This is a genomic window from Terriglobia bacterium, from assembly GCA_032252755.1.
Classification (GTDB): Bacteria; Acidobacteriota; Terriglobia; order Terriglobales; family Acidobacteriaceae; genus JAVUPY01.
Map to the genome: position 1 here is coordinate 49,652 of JAVUPY010000073.1, position 25,905 is coordinate 75,556.

Annotated in this window: 16 protein-coding genes; 11 read left to right on the forward strand and 5 right to left on the reverse strand. The window is 57.6% G+C overall.

The window, feature by feature from the left end:
* Positions 1–46: 46 nt before the first annotated feature.
* The 7 genes from ROO76_19060 to ROO76_19090 all read left to right on the forward strand — a co-directional run bounded on the left by ROO76_19060 (position 47) and on the right by ROO76_19090 (position 14,687).
* On the forward strand, positions 47–628 hold the full coding sequence (locus ROO76_19060) for a flavodoxin family protein (protein MDT8070273.1): 582 nt from the start codon (positions 47–49) through the stop codon (positions 626–628).
* Positions 629–931: 303 nt separating this feature from the next.
* The gene (gene aceE, locus ROO76_19065; protein MDT8070274.1) at positions 932–3,619 is read left to right on the forward strand and encodes a pyruvate dehydrogenase (acetyl-transferring), homodimeric type; all 2,688 of its coding nucleotides are present in this window, start codon (positions 932–934) and stop codon (positions 3,617–3,619) included.
* Positions 3,620–3,633: 14 nt separating this feature from the next.
* Complete coding sequence (aceF, locus tag ROO76_19070) at positions 3,634–5,412, forward strand: dihydrolipoyllysine-residue acetyltransferase (GenBank protein MDT8070275.1); 1,779 nt, start codon at positions 3,634–3,636, stop codon at positions 5,410–5,412.
* 97 nt (positions 5,413–5,509) lie between these two features.
* Complete coding sequence (gene lpdA, locus ROO76_19075) at positions 5,510–6,919, forward strand: dihydrolipoyl dehydrogenase (protein MDT8070276.1); 1,410 nt, start codon at positions 5,510–5,512, stop codon at positions 6,917–6,919.
* A 214-nt stretch (positions 6,920–7,133) separates the two neighbouring features.
* A complete protein-coding gene (locus ROO76_19080; protein ID MDT8070277.1) occupies positions 7,134–9,617 on the forward strand; it encodes a protein kinase in 2,484 nt (827 codons plus the stop codon).
* 449 nt (positions 9,618–10,066) lie between these two features.
* Positions 10,067–13,684, forward strand: coding sequence for a pyruvate:ferredoxin (flavodoxin) oxidoreductase (nifJ, locus tag ROO76_19085; protein ID MDT8070278.1), 3,618 nt, complete (start codon positions 10,067–10,069; stop codon positions 13,682–13,684).
* On the forward strand, positions 13,677–14,687 hold the full coding sequence (locus ROO76_19090) for a dihydroorotate dehydrogenase-like protein (protein MDT8070279.1): 1,011 nt from the start codon (positions 13,677–13,679) through the stop codon (positions 14,685–14,687). Before nifJ ends, ROO76_19090 begins: the two co-directional genes overlap by 8 nt.
* A 102-nt stretch (positions 14,688–14,789) precedes the next feature.
* Here ROO76_19090 and ROO76_19095 read toward each other — a convergent pair whose 3' ends face one another.
* The 3 genes from ROO76_19095 to ROO76_19105 form a co-directional block, all read right to left on the reverse strand.
* The gene (locus ROO76_19095; GenBank protein ID MDT8070280.1) at positions 14,790–15,332 is read right to left on the reverse strand and encodes a DUF2231 domain-containing protein; all 543 of its coding nucleotides are present in this window, start codon (positions 15,330–15,332) and stop codon (positions 14,790–14,792) included.
* Between the two features lie 54 nt (positions 15,333–15,386).
* Positions 15,387–16,013, reverse strand: coding sequence for a ferritin family protein (locus ROO76_19100; GenBank protein ID MDT8070281.1), 627 nt, complete (start codon positions 16,011–16,013; stop codon positions 15,387–15,389).
* Positions 16,014–16,201: 188 nt separating this feature from the next.
* Positions 16,202–16,540 carry an STAS domain-containing protein gene (locus tag ROO76_19105; protein MDT8070282.1) on the reverse strand — a complete coding sequence of 113 codons (339 nt, stop codon included), beginning with the start codon at positions 16,538–16,540 and terminating at the stop codon, positions 16,202–16,204.
* A 221-nt stretch (positions 16,541–16,761) separates the two neighbouring features.
* Between ROO76_19105 and ROO76_19110 the strand changes: the two genes are divergently transcribed.
* From ROO76_19110 to ROO76_19120, 3 genes are read left to right on the forward strand one after another with little or no spacing between them, the layout of a single operon-like run.
* On the forward strand, positions 16,762–19,155 hold the full coding sequence (locus tag ROO76_19110) for an efflux RND transporter periplasmic adaptor subunit (GenBank protein MDT8070283.1): 2,394 nt from the start codon (positions 16,762–16,764) through the stop codon (positions 19,153–19,155).
* A gap of 11 nt (positions 19,156–19,166) precedes the next feature.
* Complete coding sequence (locus ROO76_19115; GenBank protein ID MDT8070284.1) at positions 19,167–20,072, forward strand: efflux RND transporter periplasmic adaptor subunit; 906 nt, start codon at positions 19,167–19,169, stop codon at positions 20,070–20,072.
* Positions 20,069–22,216 carry an HlyD family efflux transporter periplasmic adaptor subunit gene (locus ROO76_19120; protein ID MDT8070285.1) on the forward strand — a complete coding sequence of 716 codons (2,148 nt, stop codon included), beginning with the start codon at positions 20,069–20,071 and terminating at the stop codon, positions 22,214–22,216. The genes ROO76_19115 and ROO76_19120 overlap by 4 nt, the downstream gene beginning before the upstream one ends.
* A 91-nt stretch (positions 22,217–22,307) precedes the next feature.
* Here ROO76_19120 and ROO76_19125 read toward each other — a convergent pair whose 3' ends face one another.
* Positions 22,308–22,640, reverse strand: coding sequence for a hypothetical protein (locus ROO76_19125; protein MDT8070286.1), 333 nt, complete (start codon positions 22,638–22,640; stop codon positions 22,308–22,310).
* A 357-nt stretch (positions 22,641–22,997) separates the two neighbouring features.
* On the reverse strand, positions 22,998–24,410 hold the full coding sequence (locus ROO76_19130) for a sigma-54 dependent transcriptional regulator (protein MDT8070287.1): 1,413 nt from the start codon (positions 24,408–24,410) through the stop codon (positions 22,998–23,000).
* 189 nt (positions 24,411–24,599) lie between these two features.
* On the opposite strand from ROO76_19130, the gene dinB reads away from it, so the two are divergent.
* A complete protein-coding gene (gene dinB / locus ROO76_19135) occupies positions 24,600–25,880 on the forward strand; it encodes a DNA polymerase IV (protein MDT8070288.1) in 1,281 nt (426 codons plus the stop codon).
* Positions 25,881–25,905 lie beyond the last annotated feature (25 nt).

The window sequence follows — 25,905 nt, forward strand, 5'->3', positions numbered from 1 at the left end:
ACAGCGTAAGTTGAAGAGGAAACGGCGATGTACTTGGAGGCGCGGGGTGAAAGTACTGCTTATCAGTGGGAGTCCGAAAGAGAACGGCAATACGGCGCTGTTGATGCGGGAGTGCGCGAAGGTCATTGAAGAGCATGGGGTCGAGGCGGAGGTCGTTTCGCTGGCGGGGATGAAGATTGAGTCGTGCATTGCGTGCCTGAAGTGCGCGAAGACGGGCGAGTGCGGGCTGGATGATGGGCTGAACGAGATCATTCGGAAGCTGCGCGGATCGCAAGGGTTCATTGTGGGGACGCCGGTGTATTTCGGCACGGCGCGCGGGGATGTGATGTGCGCCCTGCAGCGAATTGGATATGTCTCACGGAACAGCGACAAGTATCTGACGGGGAAAGTTGGCGGCCCGGTGGCGGTGGCACGGAGAGGCGGCCAGACACTGACGCTGCAGGAGATGCTGATGTTCTTCCTTATTAATGACATGATCGTGCCGGGATCGAGCTACTGGAACATGGTTTTTGGGCGGCTGCCGGGCGAGGCGTTGAACGACGAAGAGGGAGTCGCTACGGTTCGGCACTTTGCGGAGAATGTGGCGGAGCTGGTGAAGAAGTTGAATGGGGGAACCAGAAATCAGTAAGAGACTAACCGTTCACTTGAGAACTATCGTGGACGACGCCTCGCGTCGCTTTGGGCCGACGGGGCGTCGGCGCTCCGAATAGAGTTACTTTGGCATCAGAAAGATGCGACCGGAGTGGGTTTCGGGGCATCAACAAAGAGAAATACCTTTCATACACACGGGCACGGCCGGCGAAGAGCCGGTGCTCCGAGAAGTGTGCATCCATAAGGCTGGCAGGGAGTTAGGAGTCGGGAACGGGTGCGCAAAAACCGGTCCGATAATTTAAGATAGTCTGTTTGGTCTACCTTGGGTGAGGTTGATTGAGTGAACAAGTCTGATGGCAGTAATGGGAACGAGGCCGTGGGTCTTGAGGTGGTGGAGACCCGTGAGTGGCTGGATTCGTTAGATTACGTCCTGCAGAATGAGGGCGCCGAGCGCGCCGGGCGTCTGCTGCAGCAGTTGGAATTGCATACGGCCCAGAGCGGCTTCCGGATGCCGTTTACGGCGACAACGCCGTATACGAACACGATTCCGCCCGATAAGCAGCCACCGTTTCCGGGAAGCCAGGAGCTGGAACGCCGCATCAAGAGCCTGGTTCGATGGAACGCGCTGGCGATGGTGATGCGGGCGAACAAGAAATCCGAGGGCATTGGCGGCCACATTTCCACTTATGCCTCCGCGGCAACTCTCTACGAAGTCGGCTTCAATCATTTTTTCCGAGCGAAAACTGAGGATGGCGATCGCGACCTGGTTTATTTCCAGGGACACGCGTCGCCGGGTATGTACTCGCGGGCGTTCCTGGAAGGTCGGCTCTCGAAGGAAAAGTTGGAGAATTTCCGTCGCGAACTGGCTCAGGGTGGTGGGTTGTCGTCATATCCGCACCCTTGGCTGATGCCGGATTTCTGGGAGTTCCCGACGGTTTCGATGGGACTGGGGCCGATCCAGGCGATCTACCAGGCGCGGTTCAACCGCTATCTCGAGAATCGCGGCCTGAAGAAGGGAACGAGCGGGAAAGTCTGGGCGTTCCTCGGCGACGGCGAGACGGATGAACCTGAGGCGCTGGGCGCGATTTCGCTGGCGGCACGGGAGAAGCTCGACAACCTCATCTTTGTTATCAACTGCAACCTTCAACGGCTGGATGGGCCGGTGCGCGGCAACGGCAAAATCATCCAGGAACTGGAAGCGAGCTTCCGCGGAACCGGCTGGAATGTGATCAAGGTCATCTGGGGCAGCGATTGGGATGCGCTGCTGGCGAAGGATCGCGAGGGCCTGCTGGTGAAGCGCATGGGCGAGGTCTGCGACGGACAATATCAGAAATACTTTGTCGAGAGCGGCGCCTACTTCCGCGAGAACTTCTTCGGCACCGATCCTCGACTGCTGAAGATGGTGGAGCACCTCAGCGACGAGCAACTAGAGAAGATGCGACTGGGTGGACACGACCCACTCAAGGTCTATGCGGCGTACAAGGCGGCTACAGATCACAAGGGATCGCCGACGGTGATTCTCGCCAAGACGATTAAAGGTTACGGGCTGGGCGAGAGCGGCGAAGGCAAGAACATCACGCACCAGCAGAAGAAGATCAATGACGAAGAGCTGGCGCTGTTCCGCTCGCGATTTGGGATTCCGATTAAGGACGAAGAGCTGCACGGTGCTCCGTTCTATCGGCCGCCGGAAGACAGCCTGGAAATCCAGTACATGCAGGATCGGCGGAAGCAACTGGGCGGGTACATGCCGGCGCGAAAGGTTGTGGCGCCGAAGCTGGAGCCAGTGAGCGAAGAGGTATTCGAGGAGTTCTACAAGGGGACGGAGGGACGCAAGGTTTCGACGACGATGGTGTTCGTGCGCATGCTATCGAAGATGCTACGCGACCCGCAAGTCGGAAAGCTGGTGGTGCCGATCGTTCCCGACGAAGCGCGCACGTTCGGCATGGAAGCGATGTTCCGGCAGGTGGGAATTTATTCGAGCGTCGGCCAGCTTTACGAGCCGGTCGACATGGACACGCTTCTTTATTACAAGGAGTCGAAGGACGGGCAGATCCTGGAAGAAGGCATTACGGAAGCGGGATCGATGTCGTCGTTCATTGCCGCCGGCACTTCATATGCCAACCACGGGATCAATACGATTCCGTTCTTTATTTATTACTCGATGTTCGGGATGCAGCGGGTGGGCGACCTGGTGTGGGCGGCGGGCGATATGCGCTGCCGCGGCTTCATGCTGGGCGGAACGTCGGGACGCACGACGCTGAACGGCGAAGGACTACAGCACCAGGACGGCAACAGTCACCTGCTGGCGTATCCGGTGCCGAACCTGGTTGCATACGATCCGGCGTTTGCATATGAGCTGGCGGTGATCATCCAGGATGGCATTCGGCGGATGTATGTGGAGCAGGAGCCGGTCTTCTATTACCTGACGGTGATGAACGAGCCCTGGGAGATGCCGGCGATGCCCGACGGTTCGCGCGAAGGCATTCTGAAAGGGATGTACCTGTTCCAGAAATCCGAAAAAAAGGATGCGAAGCTGCGGGCGAAGTTGCTGGGCAGCGGTGCGATGATGCAGTCGGTGATGGAGGCACAGAAGATCCTGGAAGAGAAGTACGGGGTGGCTGCGGACATTTACAGTGTGACCAGCTATAAATGCCTGTACATCGACGGGATTTCGACCGAGCGCTGGAACATGCTGCATCCGGGGGAGAAAGAGCGGTTGCCATATGTGACGCAGATCCTGGGCGGAGATGACGGCGTGGTTGTCGCGGCATCTGACTATGTGAAGATGCTGCCGGAGTCGATTTCAAAGTGGGTGCCGGGAAAGATGATTTCGCTCGGGACGGACGGCTTTGGGCGGAGCGAGTCGCGCGCCGCTCTGCGAGACTTCTTCGAGGTGGATGCGAAGCACATTGTGCTGGCGACACTTTCGGCGCTGATGAGGGACGGCAAGGTGAAGGCTGACGTAGTGAAGAAAGCAATCCAGGATGTTGGGATCAATCCCGAGAAGCCGCACCCGGTGGTGTCCTAGTGAAAGGAACCTCAGTGGCAATTGAATTCAAGTTACCGGAACTGGGCGAGAACATTGAGCAGGGCGATTTGGTAAGAGTGATGGTCAAGCCCGGGGACAATGTTTCCGAGGGACAGCCGGTGATCGAGTTAGAAACCGATAAGGCGGTGATCGAAGTGCCGTCGTCGGTTGTGGGCACCGTTAAGGAAATTGCGGTGAAGGCGGGCCAGAAGTTGAAAGTGGGCCAAACGATTTTCACAGTTGAGGGAGATGAGGCCGGGGCGGCGGTAGAAGAGAACAAAGCGGGACCGAAGAAAGATATCCCGCGGACTGAGCCTGTGGGTGCCCGGCCGAGGGCAGCTGAGCCTGCAAAAGCAGAGGCTGGGCCTACAAAAACAGAGCCGAGGCCGGAGGCGATTGCGCCGGCGGTTCCGGCTAGCGGTGGCAAAGGAGCCACGGCGCTTGAGTTCAAGTTGCCGGAACTGGGCGAGAACATTGTTCAGGGAGATGTGGTTCGCGTTGCCGTAAAGCCGGGTGACACAATCAGCGACGGGCAGACGTTGATCGAACTGGAGACGGATAAGGCTGTGGTGGAAGTGCCGTCGACAGTGTCTGGGACCGTGAAGGAAGTTCTGGTTCGTGAGGGGCAGAAGGCGAAGGTTGGGCAGGTCATCCTGACATTGCGAGAGGGTGCTGCGACGACCACACCGCCGGCTGAAAAGAAGGTAGAGGATCGAGCCGCACAGGACACGAGCAGCGCGGAGATGGCGCGCGCGAGTTACAACATTGCGCGTGCGGCCGAGGGAAAAACCGAAGCGCAGGCGTTCCCGCGCGATACGCGGCAGGAACCGGCGCATGCAATTGTAGCGTCGCAGGTGGTGAAGAGTGCGGGGGCGGAGCATCGTCCGCCTGTGCCGGCGTCGCCTTCGGTTCGTCGGCTGGCGCGCGAGATCGGTGTCGATATCTACAACGTGCAGGGAACGGGGCCGAACGGCAGGATCTCCGAGGCCGACGTCAAGAATCACGCGAAAGCGGTGATCACGGCGGCGGCCGCGGGAGTCGCGGTGCCGGGTGTGCGTCCGGCGGTGAAGTTGCCGGACTTCAGCAAGTGGGGACCGGTCGAGAAGGTCCCGATGCGGGCGATCCGGCGGAAGACGGCCGAGCACCTCGCGGAAGCATGGACGACGATTCCGCACGTTACGCAGCACGACAAAGCCGACATCACCGAATTGGAAGAGCTGCGGAAGAAGTACTCGTCGCGCGCGGAACTTGCCGGCGGCAAGATGACGGTGACAGCGATTGCGCTGAAGGTAGTCGCTTCGGCGCTGAAGGTGTTCCCGCAGTTCAACGCCTCGGTCGACATGGCGGGTGAAGAGATTGTTTATAAGCGCTACATACATCTTGGCGTGGCGGTCGATACGGATCGCGGACTGCTGGTGCCGGTGATTCGGAACGTCGATGAGAAGAACATCACCGAGTTGGCGGCCGAGCTTTCGCAACTTTCAGTGAAGGCGAAGAACAAGACGTTGAAGCCAGAAGAGATGGAAGGCGGCACGTTCACGATTACGAATCTGGGCGGCATCGGCGGAACGTACTTCACGCCGATCGTGAACCATCCGGAAGTTGCGATCCTCGGGATGTCGCGTTCGCGGATTGAGCCTTGTTGGGTGAATGACAAGTTTGAGCCCAGATTGATGCTGCCGCTCTCGCTCTCGTACGATCACAGGTTGATCGATGGCGCGGACGCGGCACGGTTCCTGCGCTGGGTGGTGGAAGCGCTGGAGCAGCCGTTCTTACTTTCGGTACAGGGATAGCGGGAAATACGGGATAAGGGTACCGGGTTCCAGGTACCGGGAAGAACGTACCCGGTACCCGGCACCTGGCACCCGGTACCCATTTCGAGAAAACTACATGGCAAATACGAATCTGAAGGTTGCAGTCATGGGCGGCGGGCCGGGTGGGTACGCCGCCGCTTTTCTTGCGGCTGACCTTGGAATGCAGGTCACGCTGATCGATCCGGAGAAGAATCCGGGGGGAGTTTGTCTTTATCGCGGATGCATTCCGTCGAAGGCGTTGCTGCACGTAGCGGCGATGATCGAAGAAGCGAAGCACATTTCGAACATGGGCATCGATTTCGGAGCTCCGAAAATCGATGTCACTCGCCTGCGCACCTTCAAAGAGAACGTTGTGAACAAGCTGACCGGCGGTCTTGGGCAGATCGCGAAGATGCGCAAGGTAACCTACATCCAGGGAACCGCGAGCTTCGTCAATTCGAACACGCTGAAGGTGGAGAAGACGGCGGGCGGTTCGGAGAACCTGACGTTCGACAAGATCGTCATAGCGACCGGTTCGCGGCCGGCGGTGATTCCGACCTTTCCGAAGAGCGCGCGGGTGTGGGATTCAAGCGGGGCATTAAACCTCCCGGACGTGCCGAAGAGCTTGCTAGTCGTCGGCGGCGGGTATATTGGATTGGAACTTGGGTCCGTCTACGCTGCGCTCGGGTCAAAAGTCTCGGTGGTTGAAATGTTATCGGGATTGTTGCCTGGCGCGGATCGCGATCTCGTGTTGCCGCTGCACAAGCGACTGGAGAAGCAGTTTGAGGCGATCATGGTGAACACCAAGGTCGCGTCGATGAAGGAAGAGAAGAACGGCGTACACGTCACCTTCGATGGCGATGTGAAGGAGAAGGAGAAGACGTACGACCGCGTGCTGGTGTCTGTTGGCCGCACGCCGAATTCGCAGGTGCCGGGACTGGAGAACACGAAAGTTCAACTCGACGGCAAGTTCATCAAGATCAACAAGCAACTACAGACCACCGATCCTTCGATCTACGCGATTGGCGATGTTGCGGGCGAGCCGATGTTGGCACACAAGGCCATGCACGAGGGTCGAACGGCAGTGGAGCACATTGCCGGGCACAAAGTCGCGTTCGAGCCGTACGCGATTCCGGCAGTAGTATTCACGGACCCGGAGATCGCATGGGCTGGCCTGACGCAGACGCAGGCGGAGAAGGAAGGCCGCGAGGTTTCGATTGCAAAGTTCCCGTGGGCGGCTTCGGGACGCGCGGTAACGCTGGATCGGACGGAAGGTGTGACGAAGCTGATCATCGATCCGAAGTCGGAGCGCGTACTTGGCGTCGGAATCACCGGGCCGGGAGCGGGGGACATGATTGCGGAGGGTGTGCTGGGGATCGAGATGGGCGCGACGGCAAAGGACATCGGGCTCACGATCCATCCGCATCCTACGCTTTCAGAGACCGTGATGGAAGCCGCGGAAGTGTTCTACGGAACGAGCACGGATACGTATCGGCCAAAGCGGTAAGTCGCTTTCAGGTTTAGACCGGTACTCCTTTTGGGGTGCCGGTTTTGTTTTAGGCGAAGATCTCACCACAGAGGCACAGAGGCACAGAGAAATTCTGCTCTAAAAGACAAAAACAACAGCAAGAAAAGCAAGAGATCAGAACAGCATCAAGCCTCGTTTGACCGGTCTTTGCGGTGGGGCTAACATTCGCGTTTAATACCCGGGGGGCCGAGTCGTGATTGGCCAGACGATTTCCCATTATCGCGTCCTGCGGAAGCTGGGTGGCGGCGGGATGGGTGTGGTGTATGAGGCCGAAGACGAGACTTTGGGCCGCCGGGTGGCGCTGAAATTTCTTCCTGCCAATCTAGCCAATGACAGCAAAGCTCTGGAGCGATTCAATCGCGAGGCACAGGCCGCTTCAGCATTGAATCATCCGGGTATCTGTACCGTGTACGACTTCGCAGTGCACGAGGGCCGCCCGTACATTGTGATGGAAATGTTGGAGGGGCTGAGCCTTGATCGAATGATTCAAGGCGGACATCCGCTGCAACTCGAGAAGATCCTGGATATCGGAGTGCAAGTAGCGGATGCCCTCGATGCCGCGCACGCGAAGGGAATCGTTCACCGGGACGTCAAGCCGGCGAACATCATTGTGAATGAACGGGGGCAGGCGAAAATCCTGGATTTTGGATTGGCGAAGCCGGTCGCGGTGCGCGACCTCGAACTGGAGAAGGTTGGGCCTGATGGCGTCGAGATCCTGAGAACGAAGTTGCCGAGCGGAGACGTGGTGATCACGAATCCAGAGATCATTGCAGGGACTTCGGCGTACATGTCGCCGGAACAGGTACGGAACGAGGAGTTGGACGCTCGCTCGGACCTGTTCTCGTTTGGTGTGGTGCTGTACGAGATGGCGACGGGGCAGAGGCCATTCACGGCTTCAAATTCCGTGCTCACACTGGCGGCAATTCTCGACAAGAAGCCAATGTCGCCGCTGGCGCTGAACCATGAACTGCCCTCAGAGTTTGAGGCAGTCACTGGGAAGGCGCTGGAGAAGGATAAGGGCCGGCGATATCAGCGAGCGTCGGAGCTGCGCGACGATTTGCAGTCCCTGAAGCGCGACACGGATTCAACAGAACTGCCGGCGCTGAGCCGGCTCATGAAGGCGCGGCATGGGAGGGTGTTCCGCCGGATGGGAGCGAAGACGACGTACATCCTCGCGGGGATATCGGCATTCCTGCTAATGCTTGTAATTGTTTTTGGAGTTTATTTCTATAGGACACGCGCATCGCTGGCGGGAACCACGATTGCGGTTCTTCCGTTCCAGAGCATGAACCCGACGGACATCAACAGCGACTATCTCGGCTATGCCTTGGCAGACGAGGTCGCGACCATCCTGACGTACACGCCGAATCTTGAGGTCCGCCCGGTTACGTCAACACGTCAATATATCGGTAATGTCGATCCGCAGAAGGCGGGGAAGTCGTTGCACGTTGGAACGGTGGTTACGGGGCAGTATCTGAAGCAAGGCAATACGCTGCAGGTATCGTTGTCAGCGATCGATGTGAGGAAGAACCGGCTACTTTGGCAACAAGCGCTGAAGATGCCGGTGCAGGACCTGACGACGATGCAGAAGGAGTTGGAGACAGATCTGCGGCGCGGCTTGATACCGATGCTGGTGGGTAGGTCATCGGCGATTGAGACGGCGACACGGCCGAAGAACGCCGAAGCATACGATCTGTACCTGCGCAGCTCTGCCGTTTCGCATGACCCGGCGCCAAATCGGGTTGCGATCAAGATGCTGGAGCGATCTGTTGGGCTCGATTCGACTTACGCTCCGGCATGGGATGCGCTGGGATTCCGCTACTACTACGACGCGGAGTATGGCGGAGGGGGACCAGAGGCTTACAAGCGAGCGGGAGATGCTTATGAACGGGCGGTTGCGCTGGATCGGAACTATGTCCAGGGGGCGGCGCACCTGGTGCGGCATCATGTGGAACGCGGCGAACTGAGCCTGGCGTACAAGCAGGCGAAGGAACTACTGCAGCGTCGCGGCGACAATGCGCAGGCGCATTTCACGATGGCATACGTGCTGCGCTATGCCGGATTGCTCGACGAGGCCGGCAACGAGTGTGAGAAGGCGATTCAACTGGATCCGGGCGATTACCTGTACCGTTCATGCGCATTCGCTTTTTTCGAGAAGGGCGATACGGATCGCGCGATGCAGTTCCTGTCGCTGGACGCCGGATCGGAGTGGGCACGGAACGTCGAGCCGGGAATCCTACTGCGGGCGGGCCAGACGGACGAAGCGCGTGTGGCGGCGCAGGCGATGACGAATGATGCCACCTGGTTCGGCCGAATTCTGCAGGGATGCCTGGATGGACGGCCTGCTGGCGATATGAACGTGCTGGTGGCGCAGAACGAGAAGGCATTGATGGCACAACTCGATCCCGAATTTCGCTATTACCAGGGCAGCCTGATGGCTTACTGCGGGCAAATGGACGTCGCGACGAAGCTGATCAAGAGCGCTATTCAGCAGAACTACTGCGCCGCTGAGGCGCTGGAGAAAGACCCGGCCCTCGCAGCCTACCGAAAGTATCCGGACTACGCAGACGTGCAGAAGGCGGCATCGGAGTGTCAGTACCGATTCAAGAATGAGGCGGGATTAAATCATTCAGCAATCAGCAGTCAGCGTTCAGTCGAAGCAGCAATGTGGCATTAGCCATTAGCAATTCGCGGTTTCCCATTCGCTATTCGCAAAATCCAAAATGGCCGTCCACGACCCTTCATTCGCAATCCGCCATCCACAAAACTTCAAAATTCCGCCAAGCGTTGGATCTCTCTGAAGCTTTTGCTGAGCCGAATGCTGATTACTGACCGCTGTTTCACACGGTCAAGCGTCACCGATTCTTGTGAGGTCAATCACAGCCCCTTTGGGCGTGTCGGAATTCTAATCAGAACATGCTCTATGTGCTTTAAGCCGCGTAGGTTGCGAGCGATTTGGCCGTCTCCGGTGAGCGCGTGCCGGAGGTAGCGACCCGGCTGGAAAGTGCGTTAGAGGCCTTCCCGAGGGAAGGTGGGTGAAGAGGGGATGACCCACCCCGCCCTGACGTCCGGTAGGTGGGACGCCGCAGTCAATTTCATACGCGATGTGACTGGAATTATAAAAAAATGACAAGAGCGAAGGTAACTATCGACGGCAACGAAGCTGCGGCTTATGTTGCTCACAAAATCAACGAAGTGATCGCGATTTACCCGATCACGCCATCGTCGCCGATGGGCGAATGGTCGGACCAGTGGTCTTCAGAGGGTAAACCCAATATCTGGGGGACGATCCCGACTGTCATCGAGATGCAGAGTGAGGGCGGCGCATCCGGCGCTCTCCATGGCGCGCTGCAGGGTGGTGCGCTCGCAACGACATTTACATCATCGCAGGGCCTGTTGTTGATGATCCCCAACATGTACAAGATTGCGGGCGAACTTACGTCGAGCGTGATGCACGTCGCGGCCCGCTCCGTTGCCGCCCAGGCACTGTCGATCTTTGGCGATCACCAGGATGTTATGGCAGTGCGGCAGACGGGTTGGGGACTGCTTTCGTCGAACTCGATCCAGGAAGTGATGGACTTTGCGCTGATCGCGCAGGCAGCGTCGATGGAGGCACGTGTTCCATTTGTGCATTTCTTCGATGGTTTCCGGACCTCGCATGAAGTCGCGAAAGTTGAACAGCTCACGATGGATGACATGCGGGCGCTGATTTCCGACGAACTGGTGCATGCGCATCGGGCGCGGGCACTCTCGCCGGATCGGCCAGTACTGCGAGGCAGCGCACAGAATCCGGACGTTTATTTCCAGGCACGCGAGACGGTGAACCCGTATTACCTGGCGGCGCCGACCATCGTGCAGAACGCGATGGACAAGTTCGCAAAGGTAGTCGGGCGGCAGTACCGGCTGTTTGATTACGTCGGTGCGCCCGATGCCGAGCGCGTAATCATCCTGATGGGCTCGGGCGCCGAAGTGGCGCAGGAAGCGATCGAGTACCTGGTGGCGAAGGGCGAGAAGGTCGGCATGATCAAGGTTCGCCTGTTCCGGCCGTTCTCGGTCGAGCATTTCCTGAAGGCGCTGCCGGCGACAGTCCAGTCGATCGGCGTACTGGATCGGACGAAAGAGCCGGGCGCGGTTGGCGAGCCGCTGTACCAGGATGCGGTCACGGCGATCCAAGAGGGCCTGGCAGCCGGGGCGCTGCCATTTAAGGGCTTCCCGCGGATCGTCGGCGGACGTTACGGATTGTCGTCGAAAGAATTCACGCCGGCGATGGTGAAGGGCGTGCTGGATGAGTTGAAGAAAGAACGCGCGAAGAACCACTTCACGGTTGGCATCAAGGACGACGTCACGCACACGAGCATTGATTACGATCCGGCGTTCTCCACCGAGGACAATAAGACGGTTCGGGCACTGTTCTACGGTTTGGGTGCGGATGGAACGGTCGGGGCGAACAAGAACTCGATCAAGATCATCGGCGAAGAGACTGACAATTACGCGCAAGGGTACTTCGTCTACGACTCCAAGAAGTCGGGGTCGATGACGACTTCGCACCTGCGGTTCGGCCCGAAGCCGATCCGCTCGAGTTACCTGATTACGCGCGCGAATTTCGTCGCCTGCCACCAGTTCACGTTCCTCGAAAGAATGGATGTGCTGAAGGGCGCCGATACAGGAGCAACCTTCCTGCTGAACACGCCCTATGGCAAGGACGAGATCTGGGATCACCTGCCACGGCAGGTGCAGAAGGACATTATCGAGAAGAAGTTGAAGTTCTATGTGATCGATGCCGTTAAAGTCGCACGTGACACGGGCATGGGTGGACGTATCAACACGATCATGCAGACGTGCTTCTTCGCGATTTCAGGCGTGCTGCCGAGAGAAGAAGCCATCGAAGCCATCAAGCACGCAATCAAGAAGACCTATGGACGCCGCGGTGAAGCCGTGGTGCAGAAGAACTTCGCAGCGGTAGACGAGGCACTTTCGAACCTGTTCGAAGTGAAAGTTCCAACCGCTGTTACGAGCACGTTCGATGTGCACCCGGCGGTGCCGAAAGCCGCTCCGGAGTTCGTGCAGAACGTGATCGCGCCCATCATCACTGGCGACGGCGACTTTTTGCCGGTGAGCGCGATGCCGATCGACGGAACGTTCCCGACCGGAACGGCACAGTGGGAGAAGCGGAACATCGCGCTCGAAATTCCGGAATGGGATGAGAAGCTGTGCATCCAGTGCGGCAAGTGCGTTCTGGTTTGCCCGCACGCGGTGATTCGCGCAAAAGTCTACGACGGCGCGGTGCTGGCGAAGGCTCCCGAGGGATTCAAGTCGGCGGAGGCGAAGTGGAAGACTTTCGCAAGCCAGAAGTACACGTTGCAGGTGGCTCCGGAAGACTGCACGGGTTGCGCGCTGTGCGTTGAGGCGTGCCCGGTCAAGTCGAAGACGGAAGTAAAGCATCGCGCGATCAACATGATTGCGCAGCCCCCGGTGCGCGAGAAGGAAGCCCAGAATTGGGACTTTTTCCTCGAACTGCCGGAAGTCGACCGCACGGTTCTGAGCGTGACGCAGGTTAAGGATGTTCAACTGATGCAGCCTCTGTTCGAATTCAGCGGCGCGTGTTCCGGTTGCGGCGAGACACCGTACGTGAAATTGATGACGCAGTTGTTCGGCGATCGCACCGTCATCGCGAACGCGACGGGTTGCTCTTCGATCTACGGCGGCAACCTGCCGACGACTCCATACACGTTCAACAAGGACGGGCGCGGAGTGGCTTGGTCGAATTCACTGTTTGAAGACAATGCCGAGTTCGGGTTGGGTATCCGGCTGGCAATCGATAAGCAGAACCAGTACGCCAAGGAGCTCGTCGTCCGCTTGGCTGGGAAGCTTGGGGAAGAACTGGTGAAGGGAATCCTCGGGGCGGATCAGTCGAATGAAACCGGTATCCAGACGCAGCGCGGACGTGTGGCGGAACTGAAGAAGATGCTCCAGGGCCTGAACACGTCGGAAGCAAAGGATCTACTGAGCCTCGCCGATGTGCTGGTGAAGCGGGCGGTGTGGATTGTCGGTGGCGATGGTTGGGCATACGACATCGGCTACGGTGGGCTCGATCATGTGCTTGCCAGCGGGCGAAACGTGAACATCCTGGTGCTCGATACCGAGGTTTATTCGAATACGGGCGGCCAGATGTCGAAGGCCACGCCGCGCGGCGCGGTAGCGAAGTTTGCGGCGGGTGGCAAGCCGGTGGCGAAGAAAGACCTCGCCATGATGGCCGTAAACTACGGCTCGGTGTACGTCGCGCGAATCGCGATGGGTTCGAGCGACATGCAGACGGTGAAGGCGTTCCTGGAAGCCGAAGCGTGGGACGGACCGTCGATCATCATCGCATACAGCCACTGCATTGCTCACGGATACGACCTGGTCCATGGACTTGATCAGCAGAAATTGGCTGTGCAGGCCGGACACTGGCCACTGTTCCGCTACAACCCGAAGCTGGCGCTGGAAGGCAAGAATCCCTTCGTCCTGGATTCGAAAGCACCGACGATTTCGCTCGACAAGTACATCTACAACGAAACGCGGTATACGATGCTGCGGCAGAGCAATCCAAAGGCGGCGGAACTTCTGCTGAAGGAAGCGCAGGAAGACGTGGTGGAGCGCTGGAAGGTGTACGAACACTGGTCGAAGATGCCGTTCAATCCGCCCGAAGGAGCGACCAAAACCACGGAAGAGAAGGCCATGAGCAAGGAGGCGAGCAATGACTAAGCTATCGACGAAGTATCTCGGACTGAACCTCAAGAACCCGCTCGTTGCCTCCGCCTCGCCGATCTGCAAGGAGGTCGCGAATATCCGGCAGTTGGAAGACTGCGGGGCGTCGGCCGTGGTGCTGCACTCGTTGTTCGAGGAACAGATCAACATCGAGAGCAACGAACTCGATCATTTCCTGTGGTCGGCCGCCGACGTATCGGCGGAGGCGCTCAACTACTATCCAGATTTCCAGACGTTTAAGATCGGTCCGGATGAGTACCTGGAGCATATTCGGGCTGCGAAGCAGGCAGTCAAGGTCCCGGTAATAGCCAGCCTCAACGGAATTTCTAAGGGCGGCTGGATTCGATATGCGAAGGATATGGAGCAGGCCGGTGCGGATGCACTGGAACTGAATATCTATTTCTTGCCGACGGATCCCAACCAGAACGCCAGCGATGTTGAGGCCATGTATACCGACCTGGTGAAGTCGGTAAAACAGAACGTGAAGATCCCGGTTTCCGTGAAGATCGGGCCGTACTTCAGCGCGATGGCGAACATGGCAGTCAAACTTGAGAAGGCCGGGGCGGATGGGCTCGTATTATTCAACCGCTTCTACCAGCCGGATTTCGACCTGGAAGCGCTCGAGGTCGTGCCGCACCTGGTATTGAGTCGAAGCAATGAACTCAAGCTGAGACTGCACTGGACGGCAATCCTGTACGACAAAATCCGTGCGGATATCGGCATTACCGGTGGCGTGCATGTCGTTGAAGATGTCGTGAAGTCGATGATGGCCGGCGCGAAAGTAGCGATGATGACATCAGTGTTGCTGGAGCACGGCATCGCTTACCTGAAGACCCTCAGCGCTGACCTTGCGGGGTGGCTGGAGAAGCACGAGTACGACTCGATCGAGCAGATGCAGGGAAGCATGAGTCAGAAGAATGTGGCTCACCCGTCAGCCTTTGAACGGGCGAATTATATGAAGGTACTGAACAGCTATTCGCTGAACACACCGGTGAAGTGACGATGTCCCCACGTCTGCTAACTTACGGCAGACGTCGGGTTACGGAACATTGTGTTGTGGTAGGCAGCCCGTCGAGGAATCGGCGGGCTTTCGTTTGTGTACTCAGTTGCCCTGTTCGCTGGGAGGAGTGGCTGGGGGCGGGTTGTTAGCATCCGGGGATACGAGCGCATGAACTCCGTACTGGTGCACGAGCATCCCGCCCTGGTGCGCGGTGTTGACGAGCACCAATGTCCCTGACAAGTAAAAGAAAAGAAATACAATTGCGCCGACCGCCTGGGCTCTGCGTCCAAGATCAAATTTGAGGAACTTGGGGAGGTAGAGTATGCCGCCGAAAATCACAGTCAGGATCGAGAATAGCAGTCGCGTAGTTTCGGCGAGCTCTTCATGACGTGCGATAGCGGCGCTGATTTCGGGCGTTCGCTCCGCTAGTTTGCCCGCCGCTTCGCCCGTTGCGTAGGAGACCAAAGCAGTGCCAGTTCCGAGGCCCATGAGCACGAGTGCGACCAAGTACATCGTGCGTCCGGATTTGGGCATAAGGATTCCAAGGACGATAAAGAGCGGCGCAACCAACAGAAGGACGATGGGAAAGTGGACGATGAGTGGATGTAGTCCGTCCCATGTTGGAGCCGGGGGGAAGTAGCTCATAAGGTCGATTGCTCCAGGATTCTGCCGCCGTCCCGGAGGACGGCGGCGCAGGAATTAGCCGATTGTTTCGTATTTGTCTATGGGAGTGAACGAGGAAGGGCACTTTGTGAAAGTAATCTTCTCGACGGTATACCCACACACCCCGCAAACGTAGTAGTTCTTGGCTTTGGTCCCTTTGGATTTTTCGAGGTTGTTGAGCGCCGCAGTGTAGAGTTTTGCGTGCTCGGCCTCGGCGGTTTTGGCGTAGTTGAAGGTTTGGATCGCGTCGGTGTTGCGAATCTGGCGAGCCTGCTTCAGGAACTCCGGGTACATGGAGTCGCGCTCGTAGGTCTCACCCTTGATGGCGGCTTCCAGGTTCTCCTTCGTGGTTTTTACGGCAGGAGTTTCGATTTTGGCTTCCGGTTTTCCACCGAGTTTCTTAATGACAGCGGCATGGTTGTTGGCGTGAATTTCTTCAGCCCGGGCAGCAGCGCGGAAAAGGCTGGCGACTTCGCCATAGCCTTCAGCGTCGGCTTTCTTGGAGAATGCGAGATAGCGCGCGTGAGCATTACTCTCGCCGTTGAACGCAGTCTGCAAGTTGGCCAGAGTGGCCGCGGTGCCAGCGTCGGCGGCGAAGGCAACAGCGGTCACGGTCAAGAACGAGAACAGAAGGACAATAGAGAAAAGACGCTTGGATAACATCCAGTTCTCCTTAAGAAGATTCCGCGCAAGGCGGGAGGAAGGCGTTCGGGAACTCTGAACGTCTAAGAGAATGGATTAGCACAAAGGTGGTGTGGTTGCATGAAAACGCGAAAAAGTTTTCACAACCTCAAGATTACAAACGACATATCTTGATTGAATAATCTGGATGTACGTTTCGCCGCTTCCGATCAGGCGAATGCGGCGACGGCTTGCGATTCTTCAGAGTAGATATCGAATAATGGTAGGAGTCCGACCATTTTCAGGGTCTGCAGAGTCAGCTTGGAGGGGTTCACCAGTTTCAACGAGCCGCCGCGCTGCTTGGCGCTGGTAAGAGAGCGGACGAGGACGCCGATTCCGCTGGAATCAACCATGTTGACTTCCTGCATGTTGACGACGAACCGGGTTTCGTTTTGCGCAAAGAATTCCTCAAATGTTTTGCGAAGATCTTCGGCTGCCTGGCCGATCTTGAGGTCGCCTCTAAGACGAATGACATTGCTATTCGACTGCTTGCGAACGTCGATATCCACGAACCCTCCCTGGGTTGAGGCCTTTGGGTTATACCCACATCTGCTCAACGCGGCATATCTGGGACAGGGATAAGCCCTGCAGATGCGTTGACAGCGCTGGCTAGCTTTGATACAGTCGCCAACAACTTACGGGAACCTAGGGCCTTTTTCAAGCATTCTCCCACGTGTGGGCATAATACCAGTTCTCAAACTTCAGCTTACCCAGGTAAGGAGCGAGTTGCGTGGCAACTCAACGGCCTGCTTTTTCGGCTCCAATTGCGGAATATGCTGCCTCCTTGCTCGCGGAACGCGAGTTAGGTCCACGCTCAAGAATAGCAGCCCGTCAAGTTAGAGATCTGCTGCCGGGAACCTCCGTCCAAGTCTACGTCATCGAGGATCAAGATGCGCCGGTGTGGCGGCTGAAGGCGGTCGAAGGCGAAGTAACGCCGGAGTACGAGGTCGCGTACGAACATGGAGTCCTTGGTTTACTGGCGCATTCGCGCAATCCCCTGGTATTTGATCCTTCGATTCTGACACGCGAAGATTTTGCCCACCTGAACGTTCGGCGAACGATGAAATCGCTGGCAGTTGTGCCGGTTGCTTCTGAGGAGACGCTTCACGGTGCGATTGAGATCATCAGCTTCGATACAGCACTGACAATCGCAGACTTGGCGTCTGTAGAGGAGGTTGCCGGGGTTTCCGCAATCGCGTTCGCTTCGGCGCTGGAATACGAGAGCGAGAGGAACACGCAGTTACAGTCGATCACGCGGGTTACCCAGCTCTATGACCTCGAGCGGGTCTTTAACTCTACCCTGGAGATGGATTCGCTTCTGAACATCATCCCGAGAAAGATTCGGGAGATTCTGCCGGTGCAGGCGATCAACCTCTACATGGTGGAGGATGAAAACCTTCTGCTGACCAGCCGCGACGGCGAAGATCCCACGACAGAAATGGAGACGCGGTACGAAGACGCGATCGCGAATGCGGTCTCCGATAGCGGCGAGGTTGTACTCATCGCGAGCGCCGAGGACGAGAGGCTGGCCGCGCGGAATGGCGCCATGGAGAATGGCGGAGTTCGATCGCTGATTGCGGTCCCTATCCGCGACGGAGAATTCATTGTAGGCGTCCTGGAGGCGGTGAACAGGGATGATGGCACGCCCTTCGACGAAGATGACCTGTTCTTCCTGAGCACTATTTCAGAGACGGCGGCGAGCGCGCTCCACAATGCCAGCCTGCTCGAAGCCGAACGCAAGATCCAACTGCTCGAAACTCTCGTGCAAGTCAGTAACGAGATCACCTCGACGCTTAACCTGGAGAGAGTCCTGCAGGTAATTGTGAACGGGCCGCAGAAGATCATGAGCTACGACCGTGCAGCGGTTGCCTTGGAGCATGGCGGAAGCATTCAGATCAAGGCGATCTCCGGCAAGACCGAGGTGATCCAGAGTGATCCGGAAGTCAAGCGTCTTAAACATATCCTCGAGTGGTCGCTAATTTCGGACACGGAAACGTACATTACTTGCGAGGGTGACCGGGTCAAGTCGGATCGCGAGGAGACGCTGGCCAAGTTCGGGCAGTACTTCAGCGAAACGGGGTTTCGATCCTTTTATGCGCTGCCACTGATGGACGATCAGGGGCGCCTTGGGGTGTTGTCTTTCGAGAGCGCGCAACGGGACTTCCTGACGGAAACGCAATTCGAATTTATCCGTGTACTGGCTAGCCAGGCGACGGTCGCGCTGCGCAATGCTTCGCTCTACACCGAGGTGCCATTCATCAGCTTCTGGGAGCCGCTGCTGCAAAAGAAACAGCAGTTCAAACGCCTGGACAAGGCCCGGAAGCGAAAGTACGTGGGCGCGGCCGTCGCGGTCGCACTATTCCTTTTGCTACTGCCAATCCCTATGCGTGTGGTAGGCGATGCGAACATTTCGCCCCAGACGATCTCGAAGGTTCAGGCGGAGGTCGATGGGGTTGTGGGCAAGGTGCTGGTGCATGAAGGCGATCACGTCTCCAGGGGGGCGGTGCTCGCAGAAATGGACGATTGGGATTTTCGAACCGCGCTGGCGGCGACACAAGCGAAGTATGCCTCGGCGCTGTCAGCGATGAATAAAGCGCTGGCTGGGAACGATGGAACAGAGGCTGGCGTTCAGCGAATACAGGCGGATTACTGGAAAGCAGAAGTCACACGGGCGCAGGAGCGCCTGGATCACACGAAATTGCGATCGCCAATAGATGGAGTGGTGTCGACGCCGCACATTGAAACCTTTACGGGGCGCAAGTTGGAGGCGGGGGACACGTTTGCCGAAGTTGTCGATACCTCGAAGGCGAGAGTTGACGTTGGCGTGGATGAAACCGACATTCCGCTGGTTCGGACCGGCGATTACGCGGCGGTGAAGTTGGAAAGCTTCCCCATGCAGAAGTTTCGTGGCGACGTGGAGCGAGTGAGTCCTATGAGCAGTATTAGCGAAGATCGGAGACTGTTCTTTGCGAGAGTCGAGATTCCGAACTCGAGCGGTTTGTTAAGGCCCGGCATGCAGGGGGTTGGGAAAGTCACGATAGGGTGGCGTCCCATGGGCTACGTCTTCCTGCGCGCGCCGGCGATGTGGATCTGGTCGAAACTGTGGAACTGGTTCGGTTGGTAAGGAGAAGCAACGTGTTCAGGCGGGAACTGTTCTATTTAGCGATTGGCGCCAGCTTGACGCTGGCGGGGTGCTCGGGAAGCGAACCGACGGCGGCCAGTGCGGCACCGCCGCCGGTCAAAGCTGAAACGGCAGTTCTACCGGCGAACACTACTGCGCAACCTTCGGACGAATACCACGTTTCCGGCCCGCTGGTTGTGGAGCACGAGGTTGATGTCGAAGCGCAGCGGGAAGGCATCGTCTCGAAAATACTTGCCGATGTTGGGACGCGGCTTCGCAAAGGTCAGGTACTGGCCGAACTGGACAACCGTGAGTTGTTGGCGAACCGCGACGTGGCGGCGGATAAAGTAAAGGCCATTGAGGCAGATCAGAAGAATTGGGCGGCAGAACTGGACATGGACAAAGCGGACCTCACACGCGCGGAAGCCATGTGGAATGCGAGCCTGATCACGAAAGAGCAGGTGGAGCACGCGCGGGCGAAAGTCGTCAGTGCCAAATTCGAAGTGGAACGCGAAATTAACCACGCACAGACAGCTCGGGATGAGTTACGCGCGATCGAAATCGAGTTGGACAAGACCAGGATCCTTGCGCCCTTCGATGGTGTTGTTGCCCGGAGATACATACGGCTTGGCCAGAAGGTCGCCGTCAACGACCGAATGTTCTGGGTGACGGAAACGTCGCCGATGAACGTGCGATTCACACTTCCGCAGGAGTTCGTGGGCAAAGTCAAAGTGGGCGACGCAGTGGGGGTATTTTCGCCGGATGAGCCCAATCACAAATACGCAGCGACGATCATGCTGCTGAGTCCCGTGGTAGATCCGGCGAGCGGTACGATCGATGTTGAAGCGCGAGTGGCTGAACCGGCGGGCAATTTGCGTCCGGGAATGACGGTCACGGTGGCAGTGAAGAGAGCGCAATGAATCTGGCGCGGGTACTGGAAGTTGCGCTGCCCGACACTCCGCCATTGCGCGAGAGGAAGGGTTTCCCGCGCATCCATCCGCGGCACGTAGCGCGCGAGCAACAGGAACGGGACGGGCCCCTCGTCATGGTCCTGGTGCCCGACGGCCCCAATTGTTTTTTTCGATTCAATCCTCTGCAATACAAGTTGGCGACGAAGTTCGACGGGGAACGTTCGTACGAACAGGTCGCCGAAACTTTTCACGAGGAAACAGGGATTGTCCTCACGGCCGACAACGTCCGGGAATTCGCCGAGGGTCTGGATAAGAGCGACTTCTGGTACAGAACGCCACAGGAGCAGAGCGTTCAGTTTTGCGAGCAGTTGATCGATCAACGCCGCAAGAAGATCAAGAAGAAACGTGATTTCGGCGACTTGTCCGTCATCGAACTGATCTACTTCGACCCGAACAGCTATCTCACATGGATTCACAAGAAATTGAAGTTCATCTACACGCCTTGGTTTACGGCATGGTCATTCTTCATGCTTGGCGTGGCGCTGTTTCTTTTGAGCGCACACTGGGGAGAGTTCTGGTCGGACAGCGTCCAGTTCTACAACTTCACCGCAAAGTCGTTCCAAGATGTCTTCGAGTTCTTCGCGATTTTTTTCCTGCTGGGGGCGTTCCATGAGACTGCGCACGGAATGACCTGCAAGCACTTCGGCGGAGATTCACACCGGATGGGATTCTTCATGGTTTACCTGGTGCCGGGCGTTTTCTGTGAGGTCCAGGAGGTGTATGTCTATGGCAACCGGCGCGCCCGGATACTCACGGTCCTTGCGGGTGTCTGGTCGGAGATCCTGTTATGCGAATACTTCACCGTGATCTGGTGGCTAACGCCGGCGGGCAGTTGGATCCACGGCTTCTGCTACAAGCTGATCCTGAGTGGCGGAATCTTCTGCGTGCTCATCAACTGGAATCCGCTGTCGAAGATGGATGGGTATTACCTGTTTTGCGAACTGTTCCGGTTCTGGGATCTTAAGGGCCTTTCATCGTCATTTCTAAACGCATGGGTGCGCAAGAACGTATTTCATATGCCGGCGACGGTGCCGCCGCTGCCGCGGTTGCGGCAGATTGGTTTTGCTACATATGCAATTCTTTCGGGCGTGTACTGCTATAGCCTGATGCTGTTTTTCGTGAAGATCCTTTACAACGTTGCTTACCGATTTTCACCAGAGTGGGCCTTTGTTCCCGCGACCGTGCTGACGTTAGGAATATTTCGTTCGCGAATCAAGAAGCTGGGGCAGTTTATGAAAGAACTCTATATCGATAAAAAAGAATGGCTGCTGCAGCAGCGAAAAACGATCCTGGCGTTGGGAGTCGCAGTCTTCCTGCTGTTGGTCCTTCCCATCCGACGCGAATTTGTGGAAGAACCGTTCGTGATCGAGCCAGCGCAGAGAGCGGTGCTGCGCGCGCAGGTGCCCGGCGCCGTTACAGGGATTTTCGTGGAGGAAGGGCAGCATGTGCAGGCGGGCGCGCCGATAGCGCAGCTCAGCGACGTCAATCTCGCCTCAAGGGCGTCGGCTGCATCCGCCGACCTGAAGCTAGCGTCAGCGAATGCAACTGCGGCGCAACTTAATTACGGTGACTTTGGGCAAGCAGAATCTCAGCGGGTGCGGATGGTCAAGGCGGAGCGCACCGTGCAGGATGAAGCCAAGATGTTGCAGGTGATGAGTCCGATTTCCGGCATCGTCGTGACGCACCGTGTAAGGGACCTGCTGGGTTCCTATCTCAAGCCCGGAACGGTAATCGCAGAGGTGATAGACCCGACGTCAATGCGGGCGCGAGTCTATGTTTCCGAATCAGAGTTGCACAAATTGCGGTCGATTCATGATGTCGCGCTGTTAGCCAGTTCGGAATGGATGCCAGTGGAAGGGAAGTTCCTGAAGATATCTCCCGCAGCGGCAGCAGTCGAGCCCGGGTTAATTCCGCCTGAAGCTTTCTCAGGGCTGCACCCGCCGACTTACTTCGCGGTAGATGTCGCAATTCCGCCCTCGGCCACTCTCGCGTACGGCATGACGGGAACGGCGAAAATTTTCGGAAGTCGGCGAAGCATCGCCGACTTCGTGCTCCGACCCATATTCCACGCACTCGCACGCAGAATCTGGTAAATAAAAACGGCTGCGCCCATCGGACGCAGCCCCATGTTGCGATCCTGGCCACCCCTCCCCCGAAGTGTGGCCCGGGCACCATGAAATCTTACTACCGTGCAACGCTGCCGCTGGCGATGCAGCCGCTGGCTACGCTCCCGCTGGCTACATTGCCGCTGGCTACGTTGCCGCTGGCCACGTTACCGCTGGCTACGTTGCCGCTGGCTACGTTACCGCTGGCTACGTTGCCGCTGGCTACGTTGCCGCTGGCTACGACGCCGCTGGCTACTGCGCCGCTCGCCACGTTACCGTGGGCTACATTGGCATTGGGTACTCTGGCTGCAACAGCCTTACCAGTCGCAACGTTTCCGGCAGTGCCCTTGCGGGAAGCGATGAGGGCTTTCTTTGTGGCGGCGCGGCTCTTGATCAAGGACTTTTTCTGCATTTTCTCTCTCCGTTTTGTCGTTTGACTGACGCCATGTACCAGTGCACCCGTCGTGCCAAAGTCCGCTCCCCGCGCCGCTACAGAGCAAGACCTTTGTTTTCAGTGAACATCAGCTGTGGTTATGCGTCACAGTACAATGTGAGCCGCCCGGGGAGGTCAAAAAATAAACCTTCGTGGTTTAAATTTTTAACGTAGCGATTGTGTCGCGCGGGGTTGCCGGTAGTAATCGAGTCCCACTGCCAAACTGTCGTAAGTGGCTGATATTTGTCGAAGATACAGCAATTTGGGAACGATGCAGAGTGCCCTACGATGCATGCTCCGGCGATTCGGTCAAAAATCAAACCATATGGTCAATTATTAACCTTTAATTTTGTATTTGCGGCAGAGGTACTTCATTTTCTGCTGCTTGATGTGCAGAAGCTTTGCCGCGGCGACCTTCCTCCCGGCGGTTCGACGCAGGGCGGCCTCGAGGTAGGCGACCTCGATGCGCGCGATCTCGTCGTCGAAGTCGATGCCCTCTTCGGGAATCAGGAGCGATTCGTGGCTGGCGGCACTGGACAGGAGCATCTGGTCGGGGAGATCGCGGGCGCGGATGAGTGGACCTTCTACCATCAGGATGAGACGTTGGATGAGGTTTTCCATCTCGCGGACATTGCCGGGCCAGGCGTAATCCTCGAAGATATTGAGGACCTCGGGATCGAGGCGCTTGAGGGCGATTCGGTTAGTGCCGCAGTAGATTCGGAGAAAATGGTTGGCGAGGACAGAGACGTCTTCGCGACGTTCCCGCAGGGGCGGCATGAAGATGGGGACAACGTGAATGCGGTAATAAAGATCTTCGCGGAATCTGCCCGTTCGAACCATCTCTTCGAGATTTTCGTTCGTGGCGGTCAGCAGGCGGAAATCAATCTTGCGGGAAGACTTGCTTCCCAGGCGTTGAACAGAGCGTTCCTGCAGGACGCGGAGGAGCTTGGTTTGCAGCTCGGTGCCAAGAGTTGCGATTTCATCGAGGAAGAGGGTTCCGCCGTTGGCCAGTTCGATCTGCCCCGGTTTCGGGGCGTGAGCGCCGGTGAAGGCGCCTTTCTCATAACCAAAGAGTTCGGACTCGATCAGCGAATCGGGCAGGGCGGCGCAATTGAGGCTGATGAAGGCTCTGTCCTTGCGGGGACTGAGGGCGACGATTGATTTGGCGACCAACTCTTTGCCCGTGCCGCTTTCGCCACGAATGACGACGCTGGTGTCGCTGCGGGCCACCCGGGTGATGGTGTCGAATACGCGCAGCATGGGCTCGCAGCGACCGATGATTTCGCTGAAACCGTACCTTCCCCCGGAGATCTGTTCCGTGGCGCGGCGGTTCTCGATCTCAAGGAAGCGTTTTCCGAGAGAACGCTCGAGCACGATGCGCATCTCTTCGAGATCGATAGGGGCGACAAAGAATTCATCACAACCGATCTCGGCGGCACGGAGACGGAGGCTGCGGTCCTGAAGTCGCGTCACCGTAACAATAACGATGTCGCGATTGGCACGGCGCAGTTCCTCGAGCGAGGCGAGTACCTCCATTTGCGGTCGACCCAGATTGTCGATGTCCACGACGAGGCCGTCCATGGGGAACTCGGCCATGACGGGGATGACGTGTTCCCACGCGAGAAGGCGCCGCAACTGGAAACTGCGCGAGAGAATGCTCTCCAATTGCGACCATGCGGTTTCGTCGGGCGAGACAACAGCCAGGCGAGAAGCATCTGGAACCTGCGAAAGAGCTGCAGAAGAACGCATGCTGGGTTTCATCCGAAGTTGAATTGAGGATAGGTCCGGCCAGACGGATTGCCGGTCCCCACGCCCGGCAAAGAGTGCGAGGATTATAGTCAAAATTCGGACGACCGAGGTGAAATTTTGTCTCTCTGGAAGAGGGCCGGTCGAATGAGGTTTCGCTTTATCTTCGACTAGTGCGATACAATCCGCCATGTGCAGGCGGAACACCAGCGCATCATCTTCCACGTCGACATGGACGCGTTCTTTGTGTCCGTCGAGGAGCTGTTCGATCCGTCGCTGAAAGGCAAACCAGTCGTGGTCGGCGGAAAGGCGAACGAACGTGGGGTGGTCGCGGCGGCTTCTTACGCGGCGAGGAAGTTCGGGGTGCACTCGGCGATGCCGCTGCGAACGGCGGCAAAGATCTGTCCGCAGGCCATTTTCGTGGAAGGCCACCCGGAGCGCTATCGCGATTACTCGCATAAGGTTCACGAAGTGCTTTGCCGGTTTTCTCCGAAGGTTGAGATGGTGTCGATCGATGAGGCTTACCTCGATATGACTGGAACCGAGCGACTGCATGGGCCACCGCTGCGGGCCGCGCGAGCGCTTCACGACCTGATGAAGAAGGAGACCGATCTCAACTGTTCCATCGGGATCGGGACGTCGAGATTGGTCGCGAAGGTCTGCTCCGATCAGGCTAAGCCGAACGGGGCGTTGTTCGTCATTCCGGGCTGCGAGCAGAGCTTCCTGGCGCCACTCAACGTGCGAAAGATTCCCGGGGTGGGGAAAGTGACGGAACAGAAGTTAAACGCGCTGGGGATCCATACGGTCGGCGATCTCGCGACGCGTGACGAGATGTGGCTGCGGGCTGAGTTTGGTGAGTGGGCGCTGACTCTGGCCGGAAAGGCGCGAGGGCTCGACGCCGGAGCGTGGTTCGAGGGCGAGATTGGCGATCACGATGGGGCAAAATCGATTAGCCACGAACACACGTTCAACGAGGATACGGCGGACGCGGAGAAAATCGAGACGATGCTGGCGCGATTATCGGAGATGGTATGCCGGAGGATTCGCGAAGCCAGTGCTCGCGCGCGATGCATCCAACTCAAACTTCGCTACGAGGACTTCACCACGATTACCCGGGCTCGGACGCTCGGCCACGCTACACAACTTGATAGCGAGGTCTTCCATGTCATTCGCGAACTATTTCGCAGCAATTGGAAGAAGGGAAAGGCGGTGCGTCTGGTTGGTGTTCAGGCGAGTCACTTTGACGAACCCGACCCGCAGATGAATTTGCTGGATGAGCAGCAGAACAATGCGCGCATGACACAAGCACTGGCCGCTGCGGACAAATTGCGCGACAAGTTTGGGGAGCGCGCGGTTTCTTTGGGGAGTGGACTGACGGCGAAGTTCCGCGAGCGAGTGCATGAGAACCCGGCAGCCCTGCCGGGGAAGGAAAAGCAATCGAAAGCCCGAACATCGGATGAACCGAAGGATTGAAGCGCCTTCGGAAAGATCAACCTGC